The organism is Sphingomonas abietis (genome assembly GCF_027625475.1).
GTDB lineage: Bacteria > Pseudomonadota > Alphaproteobacteria > Sphingomonadales > Sphingomonadaceae > Solisphingomonas > Solisphingomonas abietis.
In genome coordinates this window covers 576,546-599,335 of record NZ_CP115174.1, presented here as the reverse complement: position 1 = coordinate 599,335, position 22,790 = coordinate 576,546, and the positions used below count along the sequence as shown (strand labels likewise).

Below are 22,790 nucleotides of genomic sequence, written 5' to 3'. Positions count from 1 at the left end.
CCGGCCTCGCGGCCGACCCCGTTCCTCATAGCACGAGTGTCGCGCTTACTTCTTCTGCAGCTTCACGCCGATGTAGATCGCCTGCTGCGTGCCCCGCTGGACCTGCAACAGCACGGTATCGCGACCGGCCTTCTGCGCATCGGCGATCACCTGGGCGGCGGCGCCCACGGTCAGCACCGGCTGCTGGTTGATCGACAGGATCACGTCGCCGCGCTTGAGCCCGTTGGAGGCGGCATCGCTGGACGAATCGACCGAGGCGATCACCACGCCGCGGGTGCTGCCCGACACGCCGAGCTGCTGGGCGATGCGCGGGGTCAGCGCCTGGAGGCCGAGGCCGAGTGCGGAGGACGCCGCCTTGCTCTGCGCTTCGGCCTTCTTGTCGACGCCGCCATTGTCGTCGCCATCGTCAGTGGCACCGAGCTGGCCCGCCAGCACGTCTTCCGGCGGACGTTCGGCGATCACCGCCGTCACCGTCAGCTTCTGGCCACGGCGGTAGAGCTCGATCGGCACGCGCGAGCCGATCGGCAGGTTGGCGACCAGATAGGAGAGCGTGTTGTCCGGCGTCACGTCGGTGCCGTTGACCTTGACGATCACGTCGCCCGACTGGATGCCGGCCTTCGAGGCGGCATAGCCCGGCTCGACCCGGCCGACGATCTCGCCATGGTTCTTCTGCAGGCCGAGCGCCGAGGCGATGTCGTCGGTCACCGTCTGGATCGCGACGCCGAGATAGCCGCGCTTCACGCGACCGCCCTTCATCAGCACGTCGATGACCGGCTTGGCCTCCTCGGCGGGAATGGCGAAGCCGATGCCGACATTGCCGCCCGACGGCGAGTAGATCGCCGAATTGATGCCGACGACGTTGCCCGCCATATCGAACATCGGGCCGCCCGAATTGCCGGAATTGATCGCCGCATCGGTCTGGATGTAGCGGTCGTAAGGCCCCTGGCCGATCGAACGGTGGATCGCCGAGACGATACCCGCCGTCACCGTGCCGCCGAGCGCGAACGGATTGCCGATCGCGATCACCCAGTCACCGACGCGGGTCTTGGTCGAATCGCCGAACTGCACGAACGGCAGCGGCTTGGGCGCATCGATCTTGAGCACCGCGAGATCGGCGGTCTGGTCGCGACCGACGACGCGCGCCTTGTATTCGGTATGATCGGGCAGCGTCACCGTCACCGATTCGAGCGTCGCGCCCTTGCTCTCGGCCGAATTGGGATCGCCCGCGATGACGTGGTTGTTGGTGACGACATAGCCGTCCGCCGAGATGATGAAGCCCGAACCGAGCGACATCGCCTCGCGGGTCTGCGGCTTGCCGTTGCCGGACGAGCCGCCATTGCCGCTGCCGCCGCCATTGTTGCCGCCGCTATTGTCGTCATCGTCCCCGCCGCCATTGCCGCCGCCGTTGAACTGCCGGAACAGATCGTCGAACGGCGTGCCGGCGAAGGGGTTCTGCTGCTGCGGCACCTTCACCCGCTGGGTGGTGGAGATATTGACCACCGCCGGCGAGAGACGTGCGGTCAGATCCGCGAAGCTGGCAGGGCCACCGATCGGGCCATGGGCCTGCGAACCGGCATTCTGCGCGACCTGCGCGCCGACGGGCTGCTGCATGGTGAAGGTCGCGGCGGCGCCGCCGGCAAGCAGCGCGGCGGTAATGGCATAGGCGTAACGCACGGGTATTGGCCTCCCCACGGGAAAATGGCTCAGGAAAACAAGTTCGGCTTGCCGGGATGGGCGCCGCAAAGGCTGCGGGCCGCCGCCTGAACGCGGTTTGAACGGGCCATGGGGGTCACTGTTTCCCACCGCTCCGGAATTGGCGCAAATATTCGCTATCGGGTGACAGCACGAACTGGGTCGATCCGTCGGCCAGCGTCTTCTGATAGGACTGCATCGCCCGATAGAAATCGTAGAATTGCGGATCCTGCCCGAAGGCGTCGGCATAGGCCTTGGCGGCGCGGGCATCGCCGTCGGCGCGGATCGCCGCCGCCTGCCGGGCGCCGGCATCGCGGATCGCGGCGACATTCTGATCGCCGGCGCCGCGCATCCGCGCGATCACGGCATCGAACGGCGCGCCATCGGGCAGATCGACCCGATCGAGCCGCACTTCGCTCACCCGCGCGCCATAACCCTGGGCGACGCGATCGAGCGCGGCCGCCACCGCCCGCATCTGGGGCGTGCCCTCGGGGGCGAGCAGGCTGCGGGCGGGCAGACGGCCGAGCTCGGTTCGCAAGGCCGCTGCCAGCGCCGTCTTGAGCGTATCGCCGATCCGGTGCGGATCGCCATGGGTCTGCTCGAAGAGACGGGTGGGATCGACGATCCGGTAGCGCGCGAAGGCATCCGCCGTCAGCCGCTGGCCGTCGGCGGCGAGCAGGGGCGCATTCTCCAGCTCCACCGTCTGCGCGCGCCGATCGATATAGACGACCTGATCGAGCAGCGGCACCCGCGCGATCAGCCCGGCACCGGTCTCTCCGAATGCCTGATCGGCGCGATAGAGGTTCACCACCGCCCGCGGGATCCCCATCCGCACGATCAGCGCCTGCTTGGTTTCGGGCACCACGGTGAAGACGCTCGCGCAGGCCAGCACGAACAGCATCAGCAACGCCGCCCAGCCGATCGGATTGCGCAGGATGCGGGTCATCGCGGTCACTGGCCGTCTCCCTGCTGGGCTGCGGAGGCAGGAGCAGGCTGCTTGGCCGGCGCCGCCGGCGCCGGGAGGGTGACATGGGCGTTCGGCGCATCGACGACGACCTTGCCGGATTTGGCGAGCACCGCCTCCATCGTATCGTAATACATCCGGGTCCGCGTCACCTCGGGCGACAGGCGATAGGCCTGATACACCTTGTCGAAGGTCTTGGTCTGGACATCGGCATCGGCCATCGCCGCCGCCGCGTCGCCGCGTGCCGCCGCGATCGCGGCCTGGGCCGCAGTCTGCGCGTCGGCGGCATCCTTGGCCGCATCGGACAGCTGCGCGGGCAGCTCGGCCTCGCGGATGGTGATGCCCTGCACCTGCACCCCGGCATGGTAGCGATCGAGCAGATCCTGCACCCGCGCCGCCACCCGATCGGCGAGATCGGTCTGATTCGGCGCGGTGAGATCGGCGAGCGGCAGCCGCGCCACCGCCTCGCGCATCGCGCTTTCGGCGACGTTGCGGACCATCTCCTCGGGCACGCCGCTGACGTTGAACAGATAGAGTTCCGGATCGCGAACCGACCAGTTCACCGTATAGACGAGGTTCACCAGATTCTGGTCGCGGGTCAGCAGCAGGTTCGGGCCGCCGGAGGCCGGCACGTCGAAGTTGCGCCGCTTGTCGACATTCACCGGCGTGACGACATCGATCGGCGCGGGCAGCGTGAGGCCGACGCCGGGCTGGAGGATGCCGGCATAGCGGCCGAAGCGGGTGATCACGCCGCGCTCCTGCGGATCGATGCGGTGGATGCAGGTGGTGATCAGCCACAGCACGACGAAGGCGCCGAGCGCATAGCCCCACATCGGGCGACCGCCGCCGGACAGTCCGCCGCCCCATCCGCCGGAGAAACGCTCGCGGCCACGCCGGATCAGCTCCTCGAGGGAGGGCTGGCCGTCGCCCTTGGGGGACCGTGGCTTGCGGCGCGCCGGCTGAGTCCACGGATTGCGCGGGCCATCGGCTTCGCTGCCGGACGCGCCGCTCTTGCGGCCGCCCGGCGCCTTGTCCTCACCGGAACCCCACGGCCCCTCTTCGTTCAGGAGCGCTGGGGGCGTGTCGCGGGCGGCGTGCCCGATATCTTCGATCATCCCGCCATTATAGAAAGGCCGGCCGAGGAAAAATAGTGCCATCGCGGCCGGCTCTGCCTATGCGCTGCGGCATCATGACAGACTCCGCCCTCCTCGCCGCCGCCCTCGCCACCCTCCCCGATGCCGCACGGGTCGCCCCGCCGCGCATTTCGGGCGACGGTGTCGCCAGCGTGATCCTCGACGTGTCCGGCATGGACGCGCAGCAACGCGATGCGCTGGAGGCCGAGGTGCGCCGCCTGCTGCTCGCCGTGGCGGGCGTGCGCGAGGTCCGCGTGGTGCAGACCGCCGAGAAGCCCGAGCGGCGGCTGATCGCGGTCGGATCGGGCAAGGGCGGGGTCGGCAAGTCGACGCTGTCGGCCAATCTCGCCATCGCGCTCCACCGGCTCGGCTTCCGGGTCGGGCTGGTCGACGCCGACGTCTATGGCCCCTCGCAGCCACGCCTGATGGCGGCGGAGGGCGAGAAGCCGACCGCGCAGGACAAGCAGCTGAATCCGATCCCGACCCGATGGGGCGTGCCGATGCTGTCGATGGGCCAGCTCGTCGCACCGGAGAAGGCGCTGGCGTGGCGCGGGCCGATGGCGTCGGGCGCGCTCGGCCAGCTGGTCGACGCGCGCTGGGGCGAGACCGACACGCTGGTCGTCGATCTCCCGCCCGGCACCGGCGACGTCCAGCTCTCGATGATCCAGAAGCATCGGCCGATGGGCGCGGTGATCGTCTCGACCCCGCAGGATCTGGCGCTGATCGACGCGGCCCGCGCGATCGACCTGTTCAACACCGCCGGCATCCCGATCATCGGCATCGTCGAGAATATGGCGGGCTATGCCTGCCCGCATTGCGGCGAGATATCCGATCCGTTCGGATCGGGCGGCGCCGAGGCCGAAGCGGCCCGGCTCGGCATCCCGTTCCTCGGCCGGGTGCCGCTCGACATCGCGATCCGCCGCGCGTCCGACGCCGGCGAGCCGCCCGCCGCCCGCGACGATGCCGGGGCGGAGCCGTTCCTGCGCATCGCTGAGCAGGTAGCGGCGGCGATCCGGTCCCGATAGCCGCTCCCGACACCCCGGCGTCCGACATCCCGGCGGGGGACCGGGCGGTCGCGACCGAGGGAGCGGATCGGCATCGCCAGATGTTGGGGCAGATGTTAGATAGACCCCCTGGCCCGAGGAGACGCCCCATGCCGCTCACCGCCGATGCCGATATCGCCGAACTGCTGTCGACCACCCGCACGATCGCGCTGATCGGCATCTCCGATCGCCCGACCCGGCCGAGCTATGGGGTGATGCAGGCGCTCCAGATGCATGGCTATCGCGTGTTCCCGGTCAATCCGCAGATCACCGGCGAGCATATCCATGGCGAATATGTCTGGCGCGAGCTGGCGCAGATCGGCGAGCCGATCGATCTGGTCGATATCTTCCGCAATTCGGCAGCGGCCGGCGACGCGGTGGACGAGGCGATCGCGGCGGGTGCCAAGGCAGTGTGGATGCAGCTCGGCGTGGTCAACGAGGCTGCCGCCGCCCGCGCCGAGGCCGCCGGCCTACAGGTGGTGATGGACCGCTGCCCCGCGATCGAGATCCCGCGCCTCGGCATCGACCGGATCGAGCCGGCGGCGACGTGAGGCCGACGACCTAAGCATGATGCGATGAGTGGGGATCGCCCCCGTTCGTCCTGAGCTTGCCCAAGGACGTGCCGCAAACGTCACGCTTCATGCACGCACTTCGACGGGCTCAGTGCGAACGGTTGGGGGTGAGGCGGTTCAGCTCCTGCCGGACGCCCTACGCCGCCGCCCCCCACGCCGGGCGCCGCCTCGGCAGCCGCCCGGCGATGCCCCGCTAAGCCGTTACTGCTGCGGTGCGCCGCCCATGCCGGCCGTGCCGTAACCGGGCTGCTGCGAGGCGATGTCGTGCAGGGTCACGTCGAACTGGAGCACGCTGTTCGGCGGGATGATGCCGTCACCGGCGCCCTGCTCGCCATAAGCGAGCTGCGGCGGAATCCAGAAGCGGTAGCGCGCGCCACGGCTCATCAGCATCAGGCCTTCGGAGAAGCCCGGAATCGATCCGGCCACCGGCATCGCGGCCGGGCCGCCATGCTGCGCGGTCGAATCGAAGGTGCTGCCGTCGAGCAGCTTGCCGTCATAGTCGATCTTGACCACGTCCTGCGGGCCGGGGATCGTCTTGCCGTCGCCCGGCGACAGGATCTCATATTCGAGACCCGAAGCGGTCGTCACCACGCCATGCTTCTTGGCGTTCTTGGCCAGGAACATGCTCGGCGGCTGGCCCATCGCGACCTGCTTGGCCGTACCGGCCCAGGCGAGGCCGATGCCGATCACCACGGCAACGCCTACACCGAGCCAGATCTTGGTCAGCGTGCCCTTGGCGACGGGACGCAGGGGAACGGCGGTGACTTCGGACATGAACGGCCTCGCAGCGAATAAACGGAAACGGGCGGCTTCTGCACCGCCCGTTCGATCACGTCCAGCGCTTTAGCCAGCGCTTCGGGCGAAGAATCAGGATCGGCCTTGCGGCCGAGCCGGAATCACCGGACGCCGTCACGCTCCGCACGCTTGCGCTCGAGCTTGCGCGCGCGACGGATCGCGGCGGCACGCTCGCGGGCGCGCTTCTCGGAGGGCTTCTCGTAATGGCGGCGAAGCTTCATCTCGCGATAGACGCCCTCACGCTGGAGCTTCTTCTTGAGGGCCCGGAGCGCCTGGTCGACATTGTTGTCGCGAACGATGATCTGCATAAACCCGTCTATCTCCAGCCGGCCGCGTGGGAAACCGAAGCCCTATGCCTCGCAGAACCACGCCAGCACGTCGAAAGTTGCGGTCGTGGAGACATCCCCACGGCCGGAAAGCGCGCGCCCTAGCAGTGAATATGATTCGGGGCAAGGTTCGGGCACAGGGTTTCAGGCGATCATCCGACGGAGCGTGTCGATCAGATCGGCCTCCTGCGCCGGCTTGTCGGTGCGGATGCGGCTGATCCGGGGGAAGCGCATGGCGAGGCCGGATTTGTGGCGTTTCGATTCGTGGATCGAATCGAACGCCACCTCCAGCACCAGCGTCTTCTCGACCTCACGCACCGGCCCGAAGCGCTGTGTCGTATGGTTGCGCACGAAGCGATCGAGGCCCTTCAGCTCCTCGTCGGTGAAGCCCGAATAGGCCTTGCCCACCGGCAGCAGCTCGCCGCCCTCCTCGGGCGGCGCCGTCCAGCAGCCGAAGGTATAATCCGAATAGAAGCTGGATCGCTTCCCATGGCCGCGCTGGGCGTACATCATCACGCAATCGGCGACGAGCGGATCGCGCTTCCATTTATACCACAGCCCGGTCTTGCGGCCCGCCACATAGGGCGAATCGCGCCGCTTGAGCATCACCCCCTCGATCGCGGCATCGCGCGCGCCGGTGCGGATGTCGCCCAGTGCCGCGAAATCCGGCGCCTCGATCAAGGCGGAGATGTCGAAGCGATCGGCCGGCAGCGGCGCGACGAAGGCTTCGAGGCGGGCCCGGCGTTCATGCCACGGCAGCGCGCGCACATCCTCGGCTCCGTCGAACAGGATGTCGTAGAGCCGCACGAAGGCGGGCAGCTCGGCCTGCATCCTGGCCGAGACTGCCTTGCGGCCGAGTCGCTGCTGGAGCGCGTTGAAGCTGGCCGTCTCGCCGCCATGCTCGGCACGGCCCTGCCCCTCGCCCCGCACCAGCAATTCGCCGTCGAGCACGCCCGCCACCGAGAAGGCGGCCGCGACATCGGGGAAGCTGGCGGTGATATCGTCGCCGGCGCGGCTGTAGAGGCGGGTCTCGCCCGCCCCGGCTGGTCCGGCGACATGGACGAGTTGGACCCGGATGCCGTCCCATTTCCACTCGGCGGCATAGTCGGCGAGATCGACCACCGTGTCTTCGAGCGGATGGGCGAGCATGAACGGGCGGAAGACCGGCCTATCCTCGGGCGCCGGCCGCGCGCCCCGGCCCTCGGCCCAGTCGAACAGCGGCGCATAAGGCGGCTCCAGCCCATGCCACAGCTCCTCCACCTCATCGACGTCGAGCGCGAAGGCCTGGGCCAGCGCGGTCTTGGCAAGGCGGGCGGAGACGCCGACGCGCAGCGCGCCGGTCGCCAGCTTGATCAGCGCATAGCGGCCCGACGAATCGAGATGGTCGAGCATCGCCGCCAGTTCGTCGCCGGCCTTGGCGCGGGGGGCCGCGTCGAGCCGCGCGATCGCAGTGGATATGGGAAGCGAGCCGTCATCGAGATCGGCCGGCTCGCCGTCCGGCACCGGCCAGATCAAGGCGACCGTCTCGGCGAGATCGCCGACGAAATCGCGGCTCATCGCGAAGAGTTCGGGATCGACGCGCCGGCGTACCATGTCGCCGATCGCGGAGGATTTGACCGCCTTGATGTCGATCGCGCCGGTCAGCGCCGCCATCGCCCAGCCGCGATCGGGATCGGGCGTGGCGCGCAGATAGTCCGCGATCAGCTTGAGCTTGGCGTTGCGCGAGCGGGTATAGACCAGCCCGTCGAGCAGTTTGGCGAAGGCGCGCATTGCAAGATCGCCCTGCGCGCCTCGCCGGGACTTAGAGCTTGTCCGCCACGGCCTTGCCGGCCTTGAGGCCCAGCACCAGCAGCACGACGAAGATCACCAGCGCGATGACGAAGATGAATTTCGCGATCGCGAAGGAGGCGCCGGCGATGCTGGTGAAGCCCAACAGGGCGGCGATCAGGCCGATGATGAGAAAGGTGAAGGCTGCGCCGATCATGGTCGATATTCCCCAGTTGATAACGGGGAAACAACGACCCGGATCGCGACGGCGTTCCACCGCGATCCGGGGAGAGATCTGAAAAAGCTCGCCGAAGCGCCTTTTTCAGCCCGTGGGTCAGGCCTTGCGGCTGGCTTCGAACAGGAACCAGGCGCGCTCTTCGGCCTGATCGGTCCACTCGTCGAGGATGCCCGACGTGGCGTTGTCCCGTGCCTCGTCGACAATGTCCTTGGCGTCGCGCAGCGACTCGACCAGCGCCAGATTATCCTCGCGCAGCTCGGCCAGCATCGCCTCAGCCGACACGAAATCCTGGTCATTGTCCTTGATGCGCTGATGACGGCTGATGTCCCCGATCGAGCGCAGCGTGGTGTTGCCGGTCTTGCGCACGCGCTCGGCGATCGCATCGGTGGTGCCGAGGATCTGGGCGGCCTGATCGTCCATCATCAGATGGTAATCGCGGAAGTGCGGGCCCGAGACGTGCCAGTGGAAATTCTTGGTCTTGAGGTACAGCGCGAAGCTGTCCGCCAGGATCGCGTTCAGCGCATCCGCGACGGTCGCCGCCTGGTTGGTCTTGATGTCGGTGGGGGTGTCCAGCTTGGCGGGAGGCGTGTCAGCCATCGGTTCATGCTCCTTGTGATCGGTGTGTGATCGGTTCGTTGCCATAACGAATGTATAGCCGAACGGTTCGCAACAAGGGGGGAATTTATCCGATCGCCGTGATCGGATCGGCGGTCAGGCGATTTCGAGCGCCTTCAGCACGAGCACGATCCCGGCGAGCGCCAGCAGCACGCCCGCCGCGATCCGGATCGCGCGCAGCGGCACGATCTGCGACCAGCGCTCGCCGAGCAGGACGGCCGGGACATTGGCGACGGTGACGCCCGCCGCCGCACCCGCCGCCGCCAGCCACGGCGAGCCGCTGCCCGCCGCGATCGCGCCGGTGACGAACTGGGTCTTGTCGCCCAAAGCGAGGATGAAGAAGGCGCCGGCCGACGAGAAGAAGGCACCGAGCTTCCACGTCGCGACGGTCGGCGGCGGCTTGACGCGGAACGGCGCGCCGCTCGCCGCGAGGATCAGGCCGACGCCGGTCATCAGCTGGACCGGGCGGTGCGGGATATAGGCGGCGATCTCCATGCCGACCGCGCCGCCGATCGCCATGTTGAGGACCGCGGCGAGCGCGATGCCCGCGATCACCGCCGCCGGCGTGCGGAAGCGATCGCCCAGCAGCATCACGAGCCACTGGGTACGATCGCCGAATTCGGCGAGCAGAGCGACCATGAAGGCGGGAACCAGCGCGTCCATCAGGCACGCCTTGCCCGAAACGGGATCATCCGGCGAGACGGACCCAGACCGAGGCCAGCCAGCTGGTGCCGGCGACATCGTCCACCGATTCGCAGCCGATCGCGTCGCGCAGGCGCTCGATCCACGGGCCGATCGCGGCGCCGCGGCCGCCCGAATCGAGCGCGACGGCCAAGCCTTCGGCGAGGCGCTGCACCGGGGCGAGCCCGAAATCGGCGGCGAGCCCCGCCATCGCGGCGGCCTGACCGGACGCGCCGATCGATCCCCGCCGGGCCAGGCTCTGTTCGAGCGCATCCAGCCGGCCACACAGATCGGCGCGCACCAGCATCATTCCTTCGCTCGATTGTACGCCCATCACCGCTCTCCACTTGTCACGGCGCGCAGCCTAGCGCAGGAGCATTGCAGTGCGGTTAAAGGCCGGGGTTCAGGCTCCGCTCTTGACAGAAGACGCTCCCTGCCGCAGGAGCGCGCCCGATGGAGCGGCGTCAGCGCCGCTTTTTTGTTTTTCGGCGATTCGGCGTGCCCGGCCTTCCGGCGGCGGCGAAACGCGCTCAGGATTATCAGAGGGCATCATGGCCAAGCCGACGACCGTCAAGATCAAGCTCGTTTCCACCGCCGACACCGGCTTCTTCTATGTCACCAAGAAGAACCCGCGCACCAAGACGGAGAAGCTGAGCTTCCAGAAATATGATCCCGTCGTGCGCAAGCATGTCGAGTTCAAGGAAGCCAAGATCAAGTAAGCGGCCGGCGGGCGCGATGCCCGCCTGACCGTGCGGCCCGCATCGACGGGCCGGATACGCCGTTCGAGCTTGCTCGGGCGGCGTTTTCGTTTGAGATTCGTCCGTGGATCGCGCGGGCAAAAGCCGACCAGGCGCCAACGCCGCCCGGCGTTCAGCCAGCGCGGACAGCCAAACCGGACAGGGCCATCCCTACAGGGACGTCATGGCAAAGCAGGGAGCACACCGGCGATCCGGCAATCGGATGCCGGTCCCCGGATTGCGCGACGGCTCGGGCGATGCCGCCGGTCAGGCAGCCGGTTCGCGGGCCGCCTTCGCGGCTTCGAGCGTATCGCGCATCTTTTCGCCCCGGATCACCCGATCCGCCATCTCCTGCCAGGCCGCCTGGGAGCGGCGGCAGCGATCGCGGACATTGTCGAGGAGGGCGGCATCGGCGTCCTGCGCGCATTCCGCGGCACGGGCGAGATAGAAATCGCTGGTCGTCGACATGGTGATGCTCCCGGGACGGGGTGAGGGCTCAGCCCAGCAGATCGGCGACGATCTGGCGCAGTTCGCGGCGGGACAGCGTACCCGGAGGGGCCGAAGTGCGCGACGCGGATGGTGCGCGGTGGGCCGGAAAATGAGAAATCGAAGAATCGGAACGACGCGAAATGGATGTGATGAAGTTCATAAGTCCTTGGCGCGATGGGTCGCGCGATAGGGGGAATGGGCGCTCACGGTGAATCCGTGTTGCTGGCCCGTGGTGCGGCCCGGCCGGTCTGGCCGAACCTGTCGGGCGGATGCGGCGAACCGCACCCGCCCGATAGCAAAGCCGTTAGGCCTGCTGGAGGTTCACGGCCGCCTGCTTGCCGCGGCGGTCTTCCTCGAGCTCGTAGCGGACGCGCTGGTCCTTCTCGAGCGTGGCCATGCCGGCGCGCTCGACGGCGCTGATGTGAACGAAGCTGTCGCCCGAGCCATCTTCGGCCGCGATGAAGCCATAGCCCTTGTCTGCATTGAAGAATTTAACGGTGCCGATCGGCATGATGGTTCCCTTTCACGTACAGGAATTCCCGCGGGCAAAGCGACCCGCGAGGCCAGGAAGCGAGGAAGGGAAGACGATGCCTGCGGCATCCAAATCCGTCGCAGGCGACGTTAGCGATGCTGATATGGACCCGAATCGGCGAAATAGCAACCTTGCCGACCCCGGCCGACCGCGATCGGCACGCGATCAGGCGGCGAACCGTGCGTCGATCAGGCCCATCATCGCATCGGCCGTCGCCTCGTAGAAACGGCAGATCGAGGTCAGATCCTCGGCGGTGACGGGCAGGATCGCGCCGAGCGCCACGACATGGTGCCCTCCCTGCCCCGGCCAGCCGATGGTCATGCTCGCCCCGCCCCGATCGTCGGCCCGGCGAACGATGCCGCCGGTGTGGAACAGGCAATCGCGGCAGCGCCCGATCGCCCGCAGCCGCGCCAGTTCGTGGGGCGGGCGGCCGAGTAGGGCGCACAGCGATTCGAATTTGCGCGCGGTGTTGCGGAGGCGATCGAAGCGATCCTGCTCCTCCCCGTCACAATATAAGGCCGCGATCTCGCCGAGCAGGACGCTCAGGAAGCGATCGAGCTCGCGCAGGCCATTGCCCAGCACCTTGCCGCGCGACGGCCCGTCGATCAGCCCGGCCCAGCGTCCGCCCAGCCCGGCCCCGAGAAAGCGCGCGCCATCGCGGAGCGTGACGCCGGCCCGGTCTATCGCGGCCCGCGCCATGGCGGCACGGTCGAAAGCGGGTCGATCGAATGCGAGCCGATCAACAGCGGGGGGATGACAATGCGCGATGAGAAATCCTTCCGAGCCGTCGCCACTCCAACAGCGGCGACGCCCGGCGAACGGCACGCATCATAGCGGCGGGTTCGCGCCCGCAAAGCGATCTTTGCGGGCGCGCGGGCGTTCAGCCGCCGAGGATGCCGGGCAGATCGAGCCCCTTCTCGCGCGCGCAGTCGATCGCGATGTCGTAGCCCGCGTCGGCGTGGCGCATCACGCCGGTGGCGGGGTCGTTCCACAGCACGCGCTCGAGCCGCTTGGCCGCTTCGGGCGTGCCGTCGGCGACGATCACCATGCCGCTATGCTGCGAATAGCCCATGCCGACGCCGCCGCCATGGTGCAGCGACACCCAGGTGGCCCCGCTCGCGGTGTTGAGCAGCGCGTTGAGCAGCGGCCAGTCGGAGACCGCGTCGCTGCCGTCCTTCATCGCCTCGGTCTCGCGATTGGGCGAGGCGACCGAGCCCGAATCGAGATGGTCGCGGCCGATCACGACGGGCGCCTTCAGCTCGCCCGACGCCACCATCGCGTTGAACGCGAGCCCGAGCCGGTGCCGGTCGCCCAGCCCCACCCAGCAGATCCGCGCGGGCAGCCCCTGAAACTTGATCTTTTCGCGCGCCATGTCGAGCCAGCGATGCAGCGGCGCGTTGTCGGGCAGCAGCTCCTTCACCTTGGCGTCGGTCTTGTAGATATCTTCGGGATCACCCGAGAGCGCCGCCCAGCGGAACGGGCCGATGCCGCGGCAGAAGAGCGGGCGGATGTAAGCGGGGACGAAGCCCGGGAAGGCGAAGGCGTCGGCGACGCCCTCGTCCTTGGCGACCTGGCGGATGTTGTTGCCATAATCGACCGTCGGCACCCCCGCCGCCTGGAAATCGAGCATCGCCTGCACATGCACCGCCATCGACTTCTTCGCGGCCACGGCGACCCTCTCGGGTTCGCGTTCGCGGCCCTCGATCCATTCGGCAACGGTCCAGCCCGCGGGCAGATAGCCGTTGACCGGGTCGTGCGCGGAGGTCTGGTCGGTGAGCAGGTCGGGGCGGATGCCGCGCGCGAACATCTCGGGCAGCAGTTCGGCGGCGTTGCCGAGCAGGCCGATCGACACGGGCCGCCCTTCCGCCTTGGCCGCGCCGAGCATCGCCAGCGCCTCGTCGATCGTCGCCGCCTGCTTGTCGAGATAGCCGGTGCGCAGCCGCATCTCGATCCGGCTCGGCTGGCATTCGATCGCGAGGCACGACGCCCCCGCCATCACCGCCGCGAGCGGCTGCGCGCCGCCCATGCCGCCGAGACCCGCGGTGAGCAGCCAGCGGCCGGTGAGGTCGCCGCCATAATGCTGGCGCCCCATTTCGACGAAGGTCTCGTAGGTGCCCTGCACGATGCCCTGCGTGCCGATGTAGATCCACGAGCCCGCGGTCATCTGGCCGTACATCGCGAGACCCTTGCGATCGAGCTCGTTGAAATGCTCCCAGGTCGCCCATTGGGGGACGAGGTTGGAGTTGGCGATCAGCACGCGCGGCGCGTTCTCGTGCGTGCGGAACACGCCGACCGGCTTGCCCGACTGGACGAGCAAGGTCTCGTCGGCCTCCAGACGCCGGAGCGTCTCGACGATCCGGTCGTAGCTCTCCCAGTCGCGCGCGGCGCGGCCGATGCCGCCATAGACGACCAGCTCCTCGGGCCGCTCGGCGACGTCGGGATGAAGGTTATTCATCAGCATCCGCAAGGGCGCCTCGGTCAGCCAGCTCTTCGCCGACAATTCGGTGCCGGTGGCGGGCTTGATGGTGCGGCTATTGTCGAGACGGGTCATGCGGGGCCTTTCGCGAAAGCAAGCGCAGCGGCGAGGATGGTGCGGAGCGTCGGCAGCACGGCGGGCTCGGGATCGAGCGGTGTCGGCCAGCTGTCGGGGGTGGGCAGTTCGGCGGGATCGGCCATATAGCCGCGCATCGACAGCTCCATCTGGATCGCGTGGACGCCGTCGGCCGGGCGGCCATAATGGCGCGTCGTCCAGCCGCCCTTGAAGCGGCCGTTGAGCACATAATCGTGGCCGCTGGCGTCGCAGATCGCCGTCACCGCCTCGGCGAGCGCCGGGCCGCAGGTCGCGCCATTGTTGGTGCCGATGTTGAACTGCGGCAGCTCGCCCTCGAACAGGCGGGGGATGCGGCTGCGGATCGAATGCGCGTCGTAGAGCACGACCGTGCCATGCGTCGCGCGCAGGCGATCGATCTCGGTGGCGAGCGCGGCGTGATAGGGATCGAAATAGGCGGCGCGCCGGCGTTCGATCTCGGCGTCGTCGGGGCCATCGCCCGCATAGAGCGGCTCGCCGTCGAACGTCTCGGTCGGGCACAGGCCCGTCGTCGTCTGGCCGGGATAGAGCGAGACGCCCGAGGGATCGCGGTTGCAGTCGATCACGCTGCGCGACAGCCGCGTGCGCACCGTCGTCGCGCCGAGATCGTGCGCGAAGGCGTAGAGCCGGTCGATCCACCAGTCGGCGTCGCGCCGCGCCAGCCAGGGCGAGACGAACGCGTCGTCCAACTCGGGCGGCAGATCGGTGCCGGTGTGCGGGAAGGCGACGATCAGCGGCGCGGTGCCGCGATGGATGTCGAGGAAGGACGTCATACATTCCTCCCCGAGTGAACTCGGGGAGGAATGTCCGTCGCCCCCATCATGCCACCCCCGGCAGGGCGAGCCCCGCCGCCTCGATCAGCGCGCCCGATCGCACCAGCGCGTTCGCCGCCTCCATGTCGGGGTGGAAATGGCGGTCGTCGTCGAGATGCGGCACCTGCCCGCGCAGCCGCGCGCGCGCCGCCTCCAGCGCCTCGCTCGACTGCAGCGGCGCATGGAAGTCGCAGCCCTGCACCGCGGCGAGCAGCTCGATCCCGATCACCGCCTGCGCGTTCGCCGCCATTTCCAGCAGGCGCCGTGCGCCGTGCGCCGCCATCGAGACATGATCCTCCTGGTTGGCCGAGGTCGGGATCGAATCGACGCTCGCCGGAGTGGCGCGCTGCTTGTTCTCGGAGACCAGCGCCGCCGCCGTCACCTGCGGGATCATGAAGCCCGAATTGAGCCCCGGCCGGGGCGTCAGGAACGCCGGCAGCCCCGACAGCGCCGGATCGACCAGCATCGCGATCCGCCGCTCGGCGATCGAGCCGATCTCGCAGATCGCCAGCGCGATGATGTCGGCGGCAAAGGCGACGGGCTCGGCGTGGAAATTGCCGCCCGACAGCGCCTCGTCGGCTTCCGGGAAGATCAGCGGATTGTCGGAGACGCCATTGGCCTCGGTCTCCAGCGTGGTCGCGGCCTGGCGCAGCACGTCGAGCGCGGCGCCCATCACCTGCGGCTGGCAGCGCAGGCAGTAGGGATCCTGCACGCGGATGTCGTCGACCAGATGGCTCGCGCGGATCGCCGAGCCCGCCATCAGCGTGCGCAGCGCATCCGCCGTCTCGATCTGGCCGCGATGGCGCCGCAGCGCGTGGATGCGCGGATCGAACGGCGTGTCGGAGCCCTTGGCCGCCTCGGTCGACAGCGCGCCCGTCACCAGCGCGGACTGGAACAGCCGTTCCGCCTCGAACAGCCCGGCCAGCGCATTGGCGCAGGAGAATTGCGTGCCGTTGAGCAGCGCCAGCCCCTCCTTGGGGCCGAGCGACAGCGGCGCGAGCGACGCCTCGCGCAGCGCCTCGTCGGCGGGCCAGCGGCGCCCCCCATACACCATCTCGCCGACGCCGATCATCGCGGCCGCCATATGCGACAGCGGCGCCAGATCGCCCGACGCGCCGACCGAGCCCTGCGACGGGATCACCGGCGTCAGCCCCTTGACCAGCATCGCCTCGAGCAGCGCGACCGTCTCGGGCTTCACGCCCGAGGCGCCTTGCGCGAGGCTGGCGAGCTTGAGCGCCATCATCAGCCGGATCACAGGCACCGGCGACGGCTCGCCTGTCCCTGCGGCATGGCTCAACACGATGTTGCGCTGGAGCGTGGCGAGATCCTCGTCGCCGATGCGGACGCTGGCGAGCTTCCCGAAGCCGGTGTTGATGCCATAGACCGGCTGGCCCTTGGCGAGGATGCGCGCCACCGCCGCCGCGCTTTCGGCGATCACCGGCGCCGAGGCCGGATCGAGCCGTGGCGTGGCGCCGCGATAGATGGCGCGCCAATCGGCCAGCGGCACGCTGCCGGGCACGAGGATGATGTCGGTCAATGGCCTCTCCAGATGCGCGCATGGAGCGGGTTGTAGCCCATGCGATAGACGAGTTCGGCGGGGCGCTCGATATCCCAGATGGCGAGATCGCAGCTCTTGCCGGCCTCCAGCGTGCCGATCTCGGCAGACAGCCCCAACGCCTGCGCCGCATGGCGGGTGACGCCGAGCAGGCATTCCTCCACGGTCAGCCGGAACAGGGTCGCCCCCATGTTGAGCACCAGCAGCAGCGAGGTGAGCGGGGAGGTGCCCGGATTGCAGTCGGTCGCCAGCGCGATCGGCACGCCGGCGGCGCGCAGCGCATCGATCGGCGGCAGCTTGGTCTCGCGCACAAAATAATAGGCGCCGGGCAGCAGGGTCGCGACCGTGCCGGCCTGCGCCATCGCGGCGATGCCGGCCGCGTCGAGAAATTCGAGATGATCGGCGGAGAGCGCACCGTGGCGCGCGGCCAGCGCGGCGCCGTGCCGATTGGAGAGCTGTTCGGCGTGCAGCTTCACCGGCAGGCCGAGCGCGGTCGCCGCCGCGAACACTCGCTCGGTCTGGGCGATGGTGAAGCCGATGCCTTCGCAGAACGCATCCACCGCATCGGCCAGCCCCTCGGCGGCGACCGTCGGCAGCATCTGCGTACAGACCGCCTCGATATAGCCATCGGCATCGCCGGCATATTCGGGCGGCAGCGCATGGGCACCGAGAAAAGTGGTGGCGATGCCGACCGGGCGACAATGCCCCAGCGCCCGCGCCGCACGCAGCATCCGCAGTTCGGCCTCGCGCTCCAGCCCGTAGCCGGACTTGACCTCGACGGTGGTGACGCCCTCGGCGATCAGCGCATCGAGCCGCGGCAATGCGGCGGCCACCAACTGCTCCTCGCTTGCCGCCCGTGTCGCCGTCATGGTCGAAACGATGCCGCCGCCGGCGCGCGCAATCTCCTCATAGGAGGCGCCCTGCAAGCGCAGCTCGAATTCGTGCGCGCGGTCGCCGCCGTGGATGAGATGGGTGTGGCCATCGATCAGGCCCGGCGTGATCCAACGCCCCTCGCACGCGATCGTCTCGTTCGCATCGAAGGACGGCGCGTCGGCCGCCGCACCGGCATAGAGGATACGCCCATCGCGGCTCGCGACGACGCCGCCCTCGACGATACCGAGGCCGGCTCCGCCCGGGGATGGCGCCATCGTCGCGAGACGCGCATCGGTCCACATTCTGTCGCAGCGCATGTCCGTCTCCGCTCGATCGACGGATCAAGACTGGCACCGTCGATCGATAATGTATAGACATAATTGATCGCCCGAGGAGATGGCCCGATGGACAGCGACACCGGATTGCAGCTGCATTTCGCCACCGCCCTGCTGCCCGGCGGCTGGGCCGACGAGGTCCGGATCACGGTGATCGACGGCCTGATCGCCACGATCGAGACCGGCGCGCGCGTCGCCCCCGGCGACGAACGCCACGCCGTCGCCATCCCCGGCCTGCCCAACCTCCACAGCCACGCCTTCCAGCGCGGCATGGCCGGGCTCGCCGAGGTGCGCGGCGCCAGCGACGACAGCTTCTGGACGTGGCGCGAGATCATGTACCGCTTCGTCGACCGGCTCTCGCCCGACGACCTGACCGCGATCGCCGCGATGGCCTATGTCGAGATGCTGGAAAGCGGCTTCACCCGCGTCGGCGAGTTCCATTATCTCCATCATGATCGCGATGGCGGCGCCTTCGCCGATCCCGCCGCGATGAGCGTCGCGATCATGGCGGCGGCCGACGCGAGCGGGATCGCGCTCACCCATCTGCCGGTCTTCTACGCCCATGCCGGCTTCGGCGGCACCGCGCCGGGCGCCGGCCAGCGCCGCTTCCTCCACGATATCGACGGCTTCGCCCGCCTGCTCGACGCCGCCCGCGATGCGGCGCGCGCGCTGCCCGATGCGGTGGTCGGCATCGCCCCGCACAGCCTGCGCGCGGTGGCGCCCGGCGAACTCGCCGCGCTGGAAGGGCTCGGCCGTAGCGGCCCGGTCCATATCCATATCGCCGAGCAGCTGCGCGAGGTGGAGGATTGCCTGGCCTGGAGCGGCGCCCGCCCGGTGGCATGGCTGCTCGATCATGCCGCCGTCGACGATCGCTGGTGCCTCGTCCACGCTACGCATATGACCGACGACGAAACCACACGCCTTGCGGCCAGCGGCGCGGTCGCCGGATTATGCCCGATCACCGAGGCCAATCTGGGCGATGGGCTGTTCCCGGCCGACACCTTCCTCGCTGCCGGCGGCCGCTATGGCGTCGGCTCCGATTCCAACGTGCGGATCGATGCCACCGAGGAGCTGCGCCTGCTCGAATATGGCCAGCGACTGGCGCGGCGAGGACGCAACCTGCTGGCGGAAGGTCCGGGCGGATCGACCGGCGGGGCGCTCTATCGCGCGGCGCTGGCCGGTGGCGGGCAGGCGCTCGGTGCCACCGCAGCGCTGCGGGTCGGGGCGCCCGCCGATATCGTCGGGCTCGATGCCGGCCACCCCTCGCTGCTCGCGCGGCGCGGCGATGCGCTGCTCGACGGGCTGGTCTTCGCGGCGGGGCGCGGCGCGATCGACCGGGTGTGGCGGCGCGGGCGCAGCGTCGTCGTCGGCGGGCGCCACGTCGCCCGCGATGCCGTCGCCGGCCGCTATCGCGCCGTGCTGCGCGACATCCTCGCATGATCCCACTGCACGAGCGCATCCGCTCGGGGATCGAGGCCGATATCCTCTCCGGCGCGCTGCCACCGGGCACGCGGCTGCCGGTCGAGCATGAGCTGATGCGCCTGCATGGCTGCTCGCGGATGACGGTCAGCAAGGCGCTGTCGGCGCTCGCCGCGGCCGGGCTGATCGAGCGGCGCAAGCGGGCGGGATCGTTCGTGGCGCGGCCCCGCGTCCATTCGATGGTGCTCGACGTGCCCGATCTGCCGATCGAGGTCGCCGGGCGCGGCCAGGCCTATCGCTATCGGCTGCTCGGCCGGACCCGCCGTGCCCCGGCCGACGCGACGGAGGCGCTGCTCGCCGCCGATGGCGCGCTGCTCCAGATCGACGGGCTGCATTTCGCCGACGGCATCCCGCTGGCGGTCGAGCATCGCCTCGTCAGCCTCGCCGCGGCTCCGGCCATGGCCGAGGCGGACTTCTCCAGCGAACCGCCGGGCAGCTGGCTGCTCCGCCACGTCCCCTGGACCGAGGCGGAGACGCGCATCGCCGCGATCGGCGCGGATGCGGACAGCGCCGGCCTGCTCGGCCTCGATCCCGGCACCGCCTGCCTCTCGGTCGAGCGCCACACCTGGCGGGGCGACGAACGGATCACCGCCGTGCGCCAGCTGTTCGTCGGCAGCGCCTATGATCTGGTGGCGCGCTTCGGCCCGTCGGCGACGCGACCGCCCCCCGCCTGAACGCGGCCCCCTGAATCAGCCCCCCTGAACCAGCCCCCCAGAACGCAGCCCCTTGACCCCTGCCGGAAAACCCGCAGGTTGGTGGCTTAACAGGGCAAGGGGCCATTGTGAGTATCACCCTCGTAGCGCGCGGTATCCGCGCGACCGTCTCGGTCGCGACCTGTCTCAGCCTGATGGCCTGCACGGCCGCGGCCCCGCCGGCCAAGTCGGCCTCCTCCTCGCCGCCGCCGGGCAAGGCGCTGGGCTACAACCATGATCCCTTCCCCTCGACCTATCATGCCTATCCGGGCGTGCCGACGCTGGTGACCAACGTTACCGTCTATGATGGCGAGGGCGGGCGGATCGATCATGGCGCGGTGCTGTTCGCCGACGGCAAGGTGGTGCAGGTCGCCCAGAGCATCGCGGCGCCGGCCGGCGCGACGGTGATCGACGGCACCGGCAAATGGGTGACGCCGGGCGTGATCGACGTCCACAGCCATCTCGGCGACTATCCCTCGCCCGGCATCAGCGCGCTGTCGGACGGCAATGAGGCGACCGCGCCGGTCACCGCCGAGGTGTGGGCCGAACACAGCGTCTGGCCGCAGGATCCCGGTTTCTCGCGCGCGCTGACCAATGGCGGCGTCACCACCCTCCAGATCCTGCCCGGCTCGGCCAATCTGTTCGGCGGCCGCTCGGTGGTGCTCAAGAATGTCTATGCCCGCACCGTGCAGGGCATGAAGTTCCCCGGCGCGCCCTATGGCCTGAAGATGGCGTGCGGCGAGAATCCCAAGCGCGTCTACGGCTCCAAGGGCCGTGAGCCCTCGACCCGGATGGGCAATATCGCGGTCGATCGCGAGACCTGGGCGAAGGCGGTCGAGTATAAGCGCAAGTGGGACAAATATGAGAAGGACGGCGGCGATCCGCCCTCCCGCGACATCGCGATGGACACGCTGGCCGGCGTGCTGGGCGGCGAGATCCTCGTCCACAACCATTGCTACCGCGCCGACGAGATGGCCAATGTGATCGATATGTCGAAGGAGTTCGGCTATCACGTTACCGCCTTCCACCACGCGGTCGAGGCCTACAAGATCGCCGACCTGCTCAAGGCCAACGACATCTGCGCCGCCGTCTGGGCCGATTGGTACGGCTTCAAGATGGAAAGCTACGACGGCATTCCCGAAAATCTCGCTTTGCTCCAGAAGAACGGCAATTGCGCGATGATCCATTCGGACGACCAGAACGGCATCCAGCGGCTCAACCAGGAAGTCGCCAAGGCGCAGGCGGCGGGTCGCCGCGCCGGCATCGTCATCCCCGACGAGGTGGCGTGGGAATGGCTCTCCTACAATCCGGCCAGGGCGCTGGGCATCGCCGACCGGACCGGCAGCCTCAAGCCCGGCAAGATGGCCGACGTGGTGCTGTGGAACGGCAATCCGCTCTCGGTTTATTCGCGGCCCGAGAAGGTCTGGATCGATGGTGCGATGCTCTATGATGCGAACAATCCCAAGCTGCGGCCGGTGAGCGATTTCGAGCTGGGCCAGCCGGGTTCGGGAGACGTGAAATGAAGGCCCTGCTCCGCTCCGCCGCTGCTGCGGCCGCACTGGCCGCCGCGCTGATCGCGGCCCCCGCCATGGCCGCCACCACCGCCATCGTCGGCGGCACCGTCGCGATCGGCGACGGCTCCGCCCCGATCCCCGGCGGCACCGTGGTCTTCACCGACGGCCGCGTCGTCGCCGCCGGCGCGGGCGTGGCGGTGCCGGCCGGCGCGACGGTGATCGACGCGCAGGGCAAATGGGTTTCGGCCGGCCTCGTCGTCGGCCTGTCCAATCTCGGCCTCGCCGATTCGGACGGGATCGAGGAGAGCAATGACGGCTCGGCCGCGGGTTCGCCCTTCTCGGCCGCGATCGACGTGGCGCCCGCGATCAACCCCGATGGCGTGATGGTCGGCAACGAGCGTGCCGGCGGCGTCACCCGCGCGATCGTCGCGCCGGGCAACCGCAAGTCGATCTTCCAGGGCCAGGGCGCGGTGATCTCGCTCGCCCGGAACGGCCCGTCGGTCACCCGCCCGCGCGCCTTCCAATATGTCGAGCTGGGCGAAGGCGGTGCCGACGCCGCCGGCGGCAGCCGCCCCGCCGCCTATGTCGCGCTGCACGAGGCGCTGGCCGAAGCGCAGGATTATCGCCGCAGCCCGGCGAGCTTCGGCGGGCGCGAGAAGGATTCGCTGCTCAAGCGGCCGGACGCGCAGGCGCTGCTGGCGGTGCTCGACGGCAAGGAGCCGCTGCTCGTCCATGTCGAGCGGGCGAGCGACATCCGCTCGGTGCTGGCGCTGAAAGCCCAATATCCGCAGATCCGGCTGGTGCTGGTCGGCGCCAGCGAGGGCTGGATGGTCGCCCGCGAGATCGCTGCCGCGCATGTGCCGGTGATCGCCGCGGCGCTCGCCGATCTGCCCGAGGCGTTCGAGCGCGTCGCCGCGACCGAATCGAACGTCGGCCGCATGGCCCAGGCCGGCGTCACCCCCGCCATCTCGCTGGTCGATGCCAGCGCGCCGGCGGTCGAGCGGAACATCAAGCAATATGCCGGCAATCTGGTGGCGATCACCCGGGTGCCGGGCTCGACCGGGCTCGGCTGGGGCCAGGCCTTCGCCGCGATCACCTCCGGCCCGGCGCAGGCGCTCGGCCTGGATGGCGAGATCGGCTCGCTCCGACCCGGCCGCCATGCCGATGTGGTGGTGTGGGACGGCGATCCGCTGGAGCTCGCCTCGGCCCCGGTCGCGGTGTTCATCGACGGCCAGCCCCAGCCGATGACCTCGCGCCAGACCGAATTGCGCGACCGTTACATGACGCCCACCGAAGGCAGCCTGCCCAAGGCCTATGATCGCTAAAGCATGACGGCGGCGGCCCCATGGGTCGCCGCCC

25 protein-coding genes are annotated in these 22,790 nt (G+C 69.2%); 7 read left to right on the top strand and 18 right to left on the bottom strand.

Annotation, left to right across the window (positions count from 1 at the left end):
- Positions 1-45: 45 nt before the first annotated feature.
- From PBT88_RS02985 to hflK, 3 genes are all read right to left on the bottom strand, one after another.
- A complete protein-coding gene (locus tag PBT88_RS02985; protein WP_270077756.1) occupies positions 46-1,674 on the bottom strand; it encodes a Do family serine endopeptidase in 1,629 nt (542 codons plus the stop codon).
- A gap of 115 nt (positions 1,675-1,789) precedes the next feature.
- Positions 1,790-2,638 (bottom strand): SPFH domain-containing protein, encoded by an 849-nt coding sequence (locus PBT88_RS02980; protein ID WP_270079155.1) that lies wholly within the window; start codon positions 2,636-2,638, stop codon positions 1,790-1,792.
- 5 nt (positions 2,639-2,643) lie between these two features.
- Complete coding sequence (gene hflK, locus PBT88_RS02975; protein WP_270077755.1) at positions 2,644-3,813, bottom strand: protease modulator HflK; 1,170 nt, start codon at positions 3,811-3,813, stop codon at positions 2,644-2,646.
- A gap of 32 nt (positions 3,814-3,845) precedes the next feature.
- Between hflK and PBT88_RS02970 the strand changes: the two genes are divergently transcribed.
- Positions 3,846-4,814: an Mrp/NBP35 family ATP-binding protein gene (locus PBT88_RS02970; RefSeq protein ID WP_270077754.1), complete on the top strand. Its 969-nt coding sequence runs from the start codon at positions 3,846-3,848 to the stop codon at positions 4,812-4,814.
- Between the two features lie 128 nt (positions 4,815-4,942).
- Entirely contained in the window at positions 4,943-5,383 is a 441-nt protein-coding gene (locus tag PBT88_RS02965; protein ID WP_270077753.1) for a CoA-binding protein, read from the top strand.
- A 222-nt stretch (positions 5,384-5,605) separates the two neighbouring features.
- On the opposite strand, the gene PBT88_RS02960 is transcribed toward PBT88_RS02965, so the two are convergent.
- The 7 genes from PBT88_RS02960 to PBT88_RS02930 form a co-directional block, all read right to left on the bottom strand.
- Positions 5,606-6,178 (bottom strand): FKBP-type peptidyl-prolyl cis-trans isomerase, encoded by a 573-nt coding sequence (locus PBT88_RS02960; RefSeq protein ID WP_270077752.1) that lies wholly within the window; start codon positions 6,176-6,178, stop codon positions 5,606-5,608.
- Between the two features lie 122 nt (positions 6,179-6,300).
- Positions 6,301-6,507 carry a 30S ribosomal protein S21 gene (gene rpsU, locus PBT88_RS02955; RefSeq protein WP_010126124.1) on the bottom strand — a complete coding sequence of 69 codons (207 nt, stop codon included), beginning with the start codon at positions 6,505-6,507 and terminating at the stop codon, positions 6,301-6,303.
- 162 nt (positions 6,508-6,669) lie between these two features.
- Entirely contained in the window at positions 6,670-8,295 is a 1,626-nt protein-coding gene (locus PBT88_RS02950) for a cisplatin damage response ATP-dependent DNA ligase (protein ID WP_270077751.1), read from the bottom strand.
- Positions 8,296-8,326: 31 nt separating this feature from the next.
- Complete coding sequence (locus PBT88_RS02945; protein WP_270077750.1) at positions 8,327-8,509, bottom strand: DUF1328 domain-containing protein; 183 nt, start codon at positions 8,507-8,509, stop codon at positions 8,327-8,329.
- A gap of 117 nt (positions 8,510-8,626) precedes the next feature.
- Positions 8,627-9,127, bottom strand: coding sequence for a Dps family protein (locus PBT88_RS02940; RefSeq protein ID WP_270077749.1), 501 nt, complete (start codon positions 9,125-9,127; stop codon positions 8,627-8,629).
- 114 nt (positions 9,128-9,241) lie between these two features.
- The gene (locus PBT88_RS02935) at positions 9,242-9,808 is read right to left on the bottom strand and encodes a TMEM165/GDT1 family protein (protein ID WP_270077748.1); all 567 of its coding nucleotides are present in this window, start codon (positions 9,806-9,808) and stop codon (positions 9,242-9,244) included.
- Positions 9,809-9,833: 25 nt separating this feature from the next.
- Positions 9,834-10,160, bottom strand: coding sequence for a hypothetical protein (locus PBT88_RS02930; RefSeq protein WP_270077747.1), 327 nt, complete (start codon positions 10,158-10,160; stop codon positions 9,834-9,836).
- Between the two features lie 217 nt (positions 10,161-10,377).
- On the opposite strand from PBT88_RS02930, the gene rpmG reads away from it, so the two are divergent.
- The gene (gene rpmG, locus PBT88_RS02925) at positions 10,378-10,545 is read left to right on the top strand and encodes a 50S ribosomal protein L33 (protein ID WP_151953703.1); all 168 of its coding nucleotides are present in this window, start codon (positions 10,378-10,380) and stop codon (positions 10,543-10,545) included.
- Between the two features lie 285 nt (positions 10,546-10,830).
- On the opposite strand, the gene PBT88_RS02920 is transcribed toward rpmG, so the two are convergent.
- The 8 genes from PBT88_RS02920 to hutI all read right to left on the bottom strand — a co-directional run bounded on the left by PBT88_RS02920 (position 10,831) and on the right by hutI (position 17,728).
- The gene (locus PBT88_RS02920) at positions 10,831-11,031 is read right to left on the bottom strand and encodes a hypothetical protein (protein ID WP_270077746.1); all 201 of its coding nucleotides are present in this window, start codon (positions 11,029-11,031) and stop codon (positions 10,831-10,833) included.
- A gap of 28 nt (positions 11,032-11,059) precedes the next feature.
- Complete coding sequence (locus PBT88_RS02915; protein WP_270077745.1) at positions 11,060-11,212, bottom strand: hypothetical protein; 153 nt, start codon at positions 11,210-11,212, stop codon at positions 11,060-11,062.
- Between the two features lie 144 nt (positions 11,213-11,356).
- Positions 11,357-11,563, bottom strand: coding sequence for a cold-shock protein (locus PBT88_RS02910; protein ID WP_270077744.1), 207 nt, complete (start codon positions 11,561-11,563; stop codon positions 11,357-11,359).
- Between the two features lie 186 nt (positions 11,564-11,749).
- The gene (locus tag PBT88_RS02905; RefSeq protein ID WP_270077743.1) at positions 11,750-12,283 is read right to left on the bottom strand and encodes a hypothetical protein; all 534 of its coding nucleotides are present in this window, start codon (positions 12,281-12,283) and stop codon (positions 11,750-11,752) included.
- Positions 12,284-12,464: 181 nt separating this feature from the next.
- A complete protein-coding gene (gene hutU, locus PBT88_RS02900) occupies positions 12,465-14,135 on the bottom strand; it encodes a urocanate hydratase (RefSeq protein WP_270077742.1) in 1,671 nt (556 codons plus the stop codon).
- A complete protein-coding gene (hutG, locus tag PBT88_RS02895; protein WP_270077741.1) occupies positions 14,132-14,944 on the bottom strand; it encodes an N-formylglutamate deformylase in 813 nt (270 codons plus the stop codon). Before hutG ends, hutU begins: the two co-directional genes overlap by 4 nt.
- A gap of 46 nt (positions 14,945-14,990) precedes the next feature.
- A complete protein-coding gene (gene hutH / locus PBT88_RS02890) occupies positions 14,991-16,520 on the bottom strand; it encodes a histidine ammonia-lyase (protein WP_270077740.1) in 1,530 nt (509 codons plus the stop codon).
- A complete protein-coding gene (hutI, locus tag PBT88_RS02885; RefSeq protein ID WP_270077739.1) occupies positions 16,517-17,728 on the bottom strand; it encodes an imidazolonepropionase in 1,212 nt (403 codons plus the stop codon). The genes hutH and hutI overlap by 4 nt, the downstream gene beginning before the upstream one ends.
- An 87-nt stretch (positions 17,729-17,815) precedes the next feature.
- Between hutI and PBT88_RS02880 the strand changes: the two genes are divergently transcribed.
- The 4 genes from PBT88_RS02880 to PBT88_RS02865 all read left to right on the top strand — a co-directional run bounded on the left by PBT88_RS02880 (position 17,816) and on the right by PBT88_RS02865 (position 22,756).
- Positions 17,816-19,186 (top strand): formimidoylglutamate deiminase, encoded by a 1,371-nt coding sequence (locus PBT88_RS02880; RefSeq protein ID WP_270077738.1) that lies wholly within the window; start codon positions 17,816-17,818, stop codon positions 19,184-19,186.
- Positions 19,183-19,899 (top strand): histidine utilization repressor, encoded by a 717-nt coding sequence (hutC, locus tag PBT88_RS02875; RefSeq protein ID WP_270077737.1) that lies wholly within the window; start codon positions 19,183-19,185, stop codon positions 19,897-19,899. The genes PBT88_RS02880 and hutC overlap by 4 nt, the downstream gene beginning before the upstream one ends.
- A gap of 173 nt (positions 19,900-20,072) precedes the next feature.
- Positions 20,073-21,440 carry an amidohydrolase gene (locus tag PBT88_RS02870; protein ID WP_270079154.1) on the top strand — a complete coding sequence of 456 codons (1,368 nt, stop codon included), beginning with the start codon at positions 20,073-20,075 and terminating at the stop codon, positions 21,438-21,440.
- Positions 21,437-22,756, top strand: coding sequence for an amidohydrolase family protein (locus tag PBT88_RS02865; RefSeq protein ID WP_270077736.1), 1,320 nt, complete (start codon positions 21,437-21,439; stop codon positions 22,754-22,756). Before PBT88_RS02870 ends, PBT88_RS02865 begins: the two co-directional genes overlap by 4 nt.
- Positions 22,757-22,790 lie beyond the last annotated feature (34 nt).

Bases quoted from the DNA above. Each gene is read 5' to 3' on its own strand.
- PBT88_RS02920 (WP_270077746.1), bottom strand. From the start codon at position 11,031: ATGTCGACGACCAGCGATTTCTATCTCGCCCGTGCCGCGGAATGCGCG.
- PBT88_RS02960 (WP_270077752.1), bottom strand. From the start codon at position 6,178: ATGTCCGAAGTCACCGCCGTTCCCCTGCGTCCCGTCGCCAAGGGCACG.
- hutG (WP_270077741.1), bottom strand. From the start codon at position 14,944: ATGACGTCCTTCCTCGACATCCATCGCGGCACCGCGCCGCTGATCGTC.
- PBT88_RS02935 (WP_270077748.1), bottom strand. From the start codon at position 9,808: ATGGACGCGCTGGTTCCCGCCTTCATGGTCGCTCTGCTCGCCGAATTC.
- PBT88_RS02870 (WP_270079154.1), top strand. From the start codon at position 20,073: ATGGCCTGCACGGCCGCGGCCCCGCCGGCCAAGTCGGCCTCCTCCTCG.
- PBT88_RS02970 (WP_270077754.1), top strand. From the start codon at position 3,846: ATGACAGACTCCGCCCTCCTCGCCGCCGCCCTCGCCACCCTCCCCGAT.
- PBT88_RS02945 (WP_270077750.1), bottom strand. From the start codon at position 8,509: ATGATCGGCGCAGCCTTCACCTTTCTCATCATCGGCCTGATCGCCGCC.
- hutC (WP_270077737.1), top strand. From the start codon at position 19,183: ATGATCCCACTGCACGAGCGCATCCGCTCGGGGATCGAGGCCGATATC.
- PBT88_RS02930 (WP_270077747.1), bottom strand. From the start codon at position 10,160: ATGGGCGTACAATCGAGCGAAGGAATGATGCTGGTGCGCGCCGATCTG.
- PBT88_RS02865 (WP_270077736.1), top strand. From the start codon at position 21,437: ATGAAGGCCCTGCTCCGCTCCGCCGCTGCTGCGGCCGCACTGGCCGCC.
- PBT88_RS02880 (WP_270077738.1), top strand. From the start codon at position 17,816: ATGGACAGCGACACCGGATTGCAGCTGCATTTCGCCACCGCCCTGCTG.
- PBT88_RS02965 (WP_270077753.1), top strand. From the start codon at position 4,943: ATGCCGCTCACCGCCGATGCCGATATCGCCGAACTGCTGTCGACCACC.
- hflK (WP_270077755.1), bottom strand. From the start codon at position 3,813: ATGGCACTATTTTTCCTCGGCCGGCCTTTCTATAATGGCGGGATGATC.
- PBT88_RS02910 (WP_270077744.1), bottom strand. From the start codon at position 11,563: ATGCCGATCGGCACCGTTAAATTCTTCAATGCAGACAAGGGCTATGGC.
- PBT88_RS02980 (WP_270079155.1), bottom strand. From the start codon at position 2,638: ATGACCCGCATCCTGCGCAATCCGATCGGCTGGGCGGCGTTGCTGATG.
- PBT88_RS02915 (WP_270077745.1), bottom strand. From the start codon at position 11,212: ATGAACTTCATCACATCCATTTCGCGTCGTTCCGATTCTTCGATTTCT.
- rpmG (WP_151953703.1), top strand. From the start codon at position 10,378: ATGGCCAAGCCGACGACCGTCAAGATCAAGCTCGTTTCCACCGCCGAC.
- hutU (WP_270077742.1), bottom strand. From the start codon at position 14,135: ATGACCCGTCTCGACAATAGCCGCACCATCAAGCCCGCCACCGGCACC.
- PBT88_RS02940 (WP_270077749.1), bottom strand. From the start codon at position 9,127: ATGGCTGACACGCCTCCCGCCAAGCTGGACACCCCCACCGACATCAAG.
- PBT88_RS02905 (WP_270077743.1), bottom strand. From the start codon at position 12,283: ATGGCGCGGGCCGCGATAGACCGGGCCGGCGTCACGCTCCGCGATGGC.
- rpsU (WP_010126124.1), bottom strand. From the start codon at position 6,507: ATGCAGATCATCGTTCGCGACAACAATGTCGACCAGGCGCTCCGGGCC.
- PBT88_RS02950 (WP_270077751.1), bottom strand. From the start codon at position 8,295: ATGCGCGCCTTCGCCAAACTGCTCGACGGGCTGGTCTATACCCGCTCG.
- hutI (WP_270077739.1), bottom strand. From the start codon at position 17,728: ATGCGCTGCGACAGAATGTGGACCGATGCGCGTCTCGCGACGATGGCG.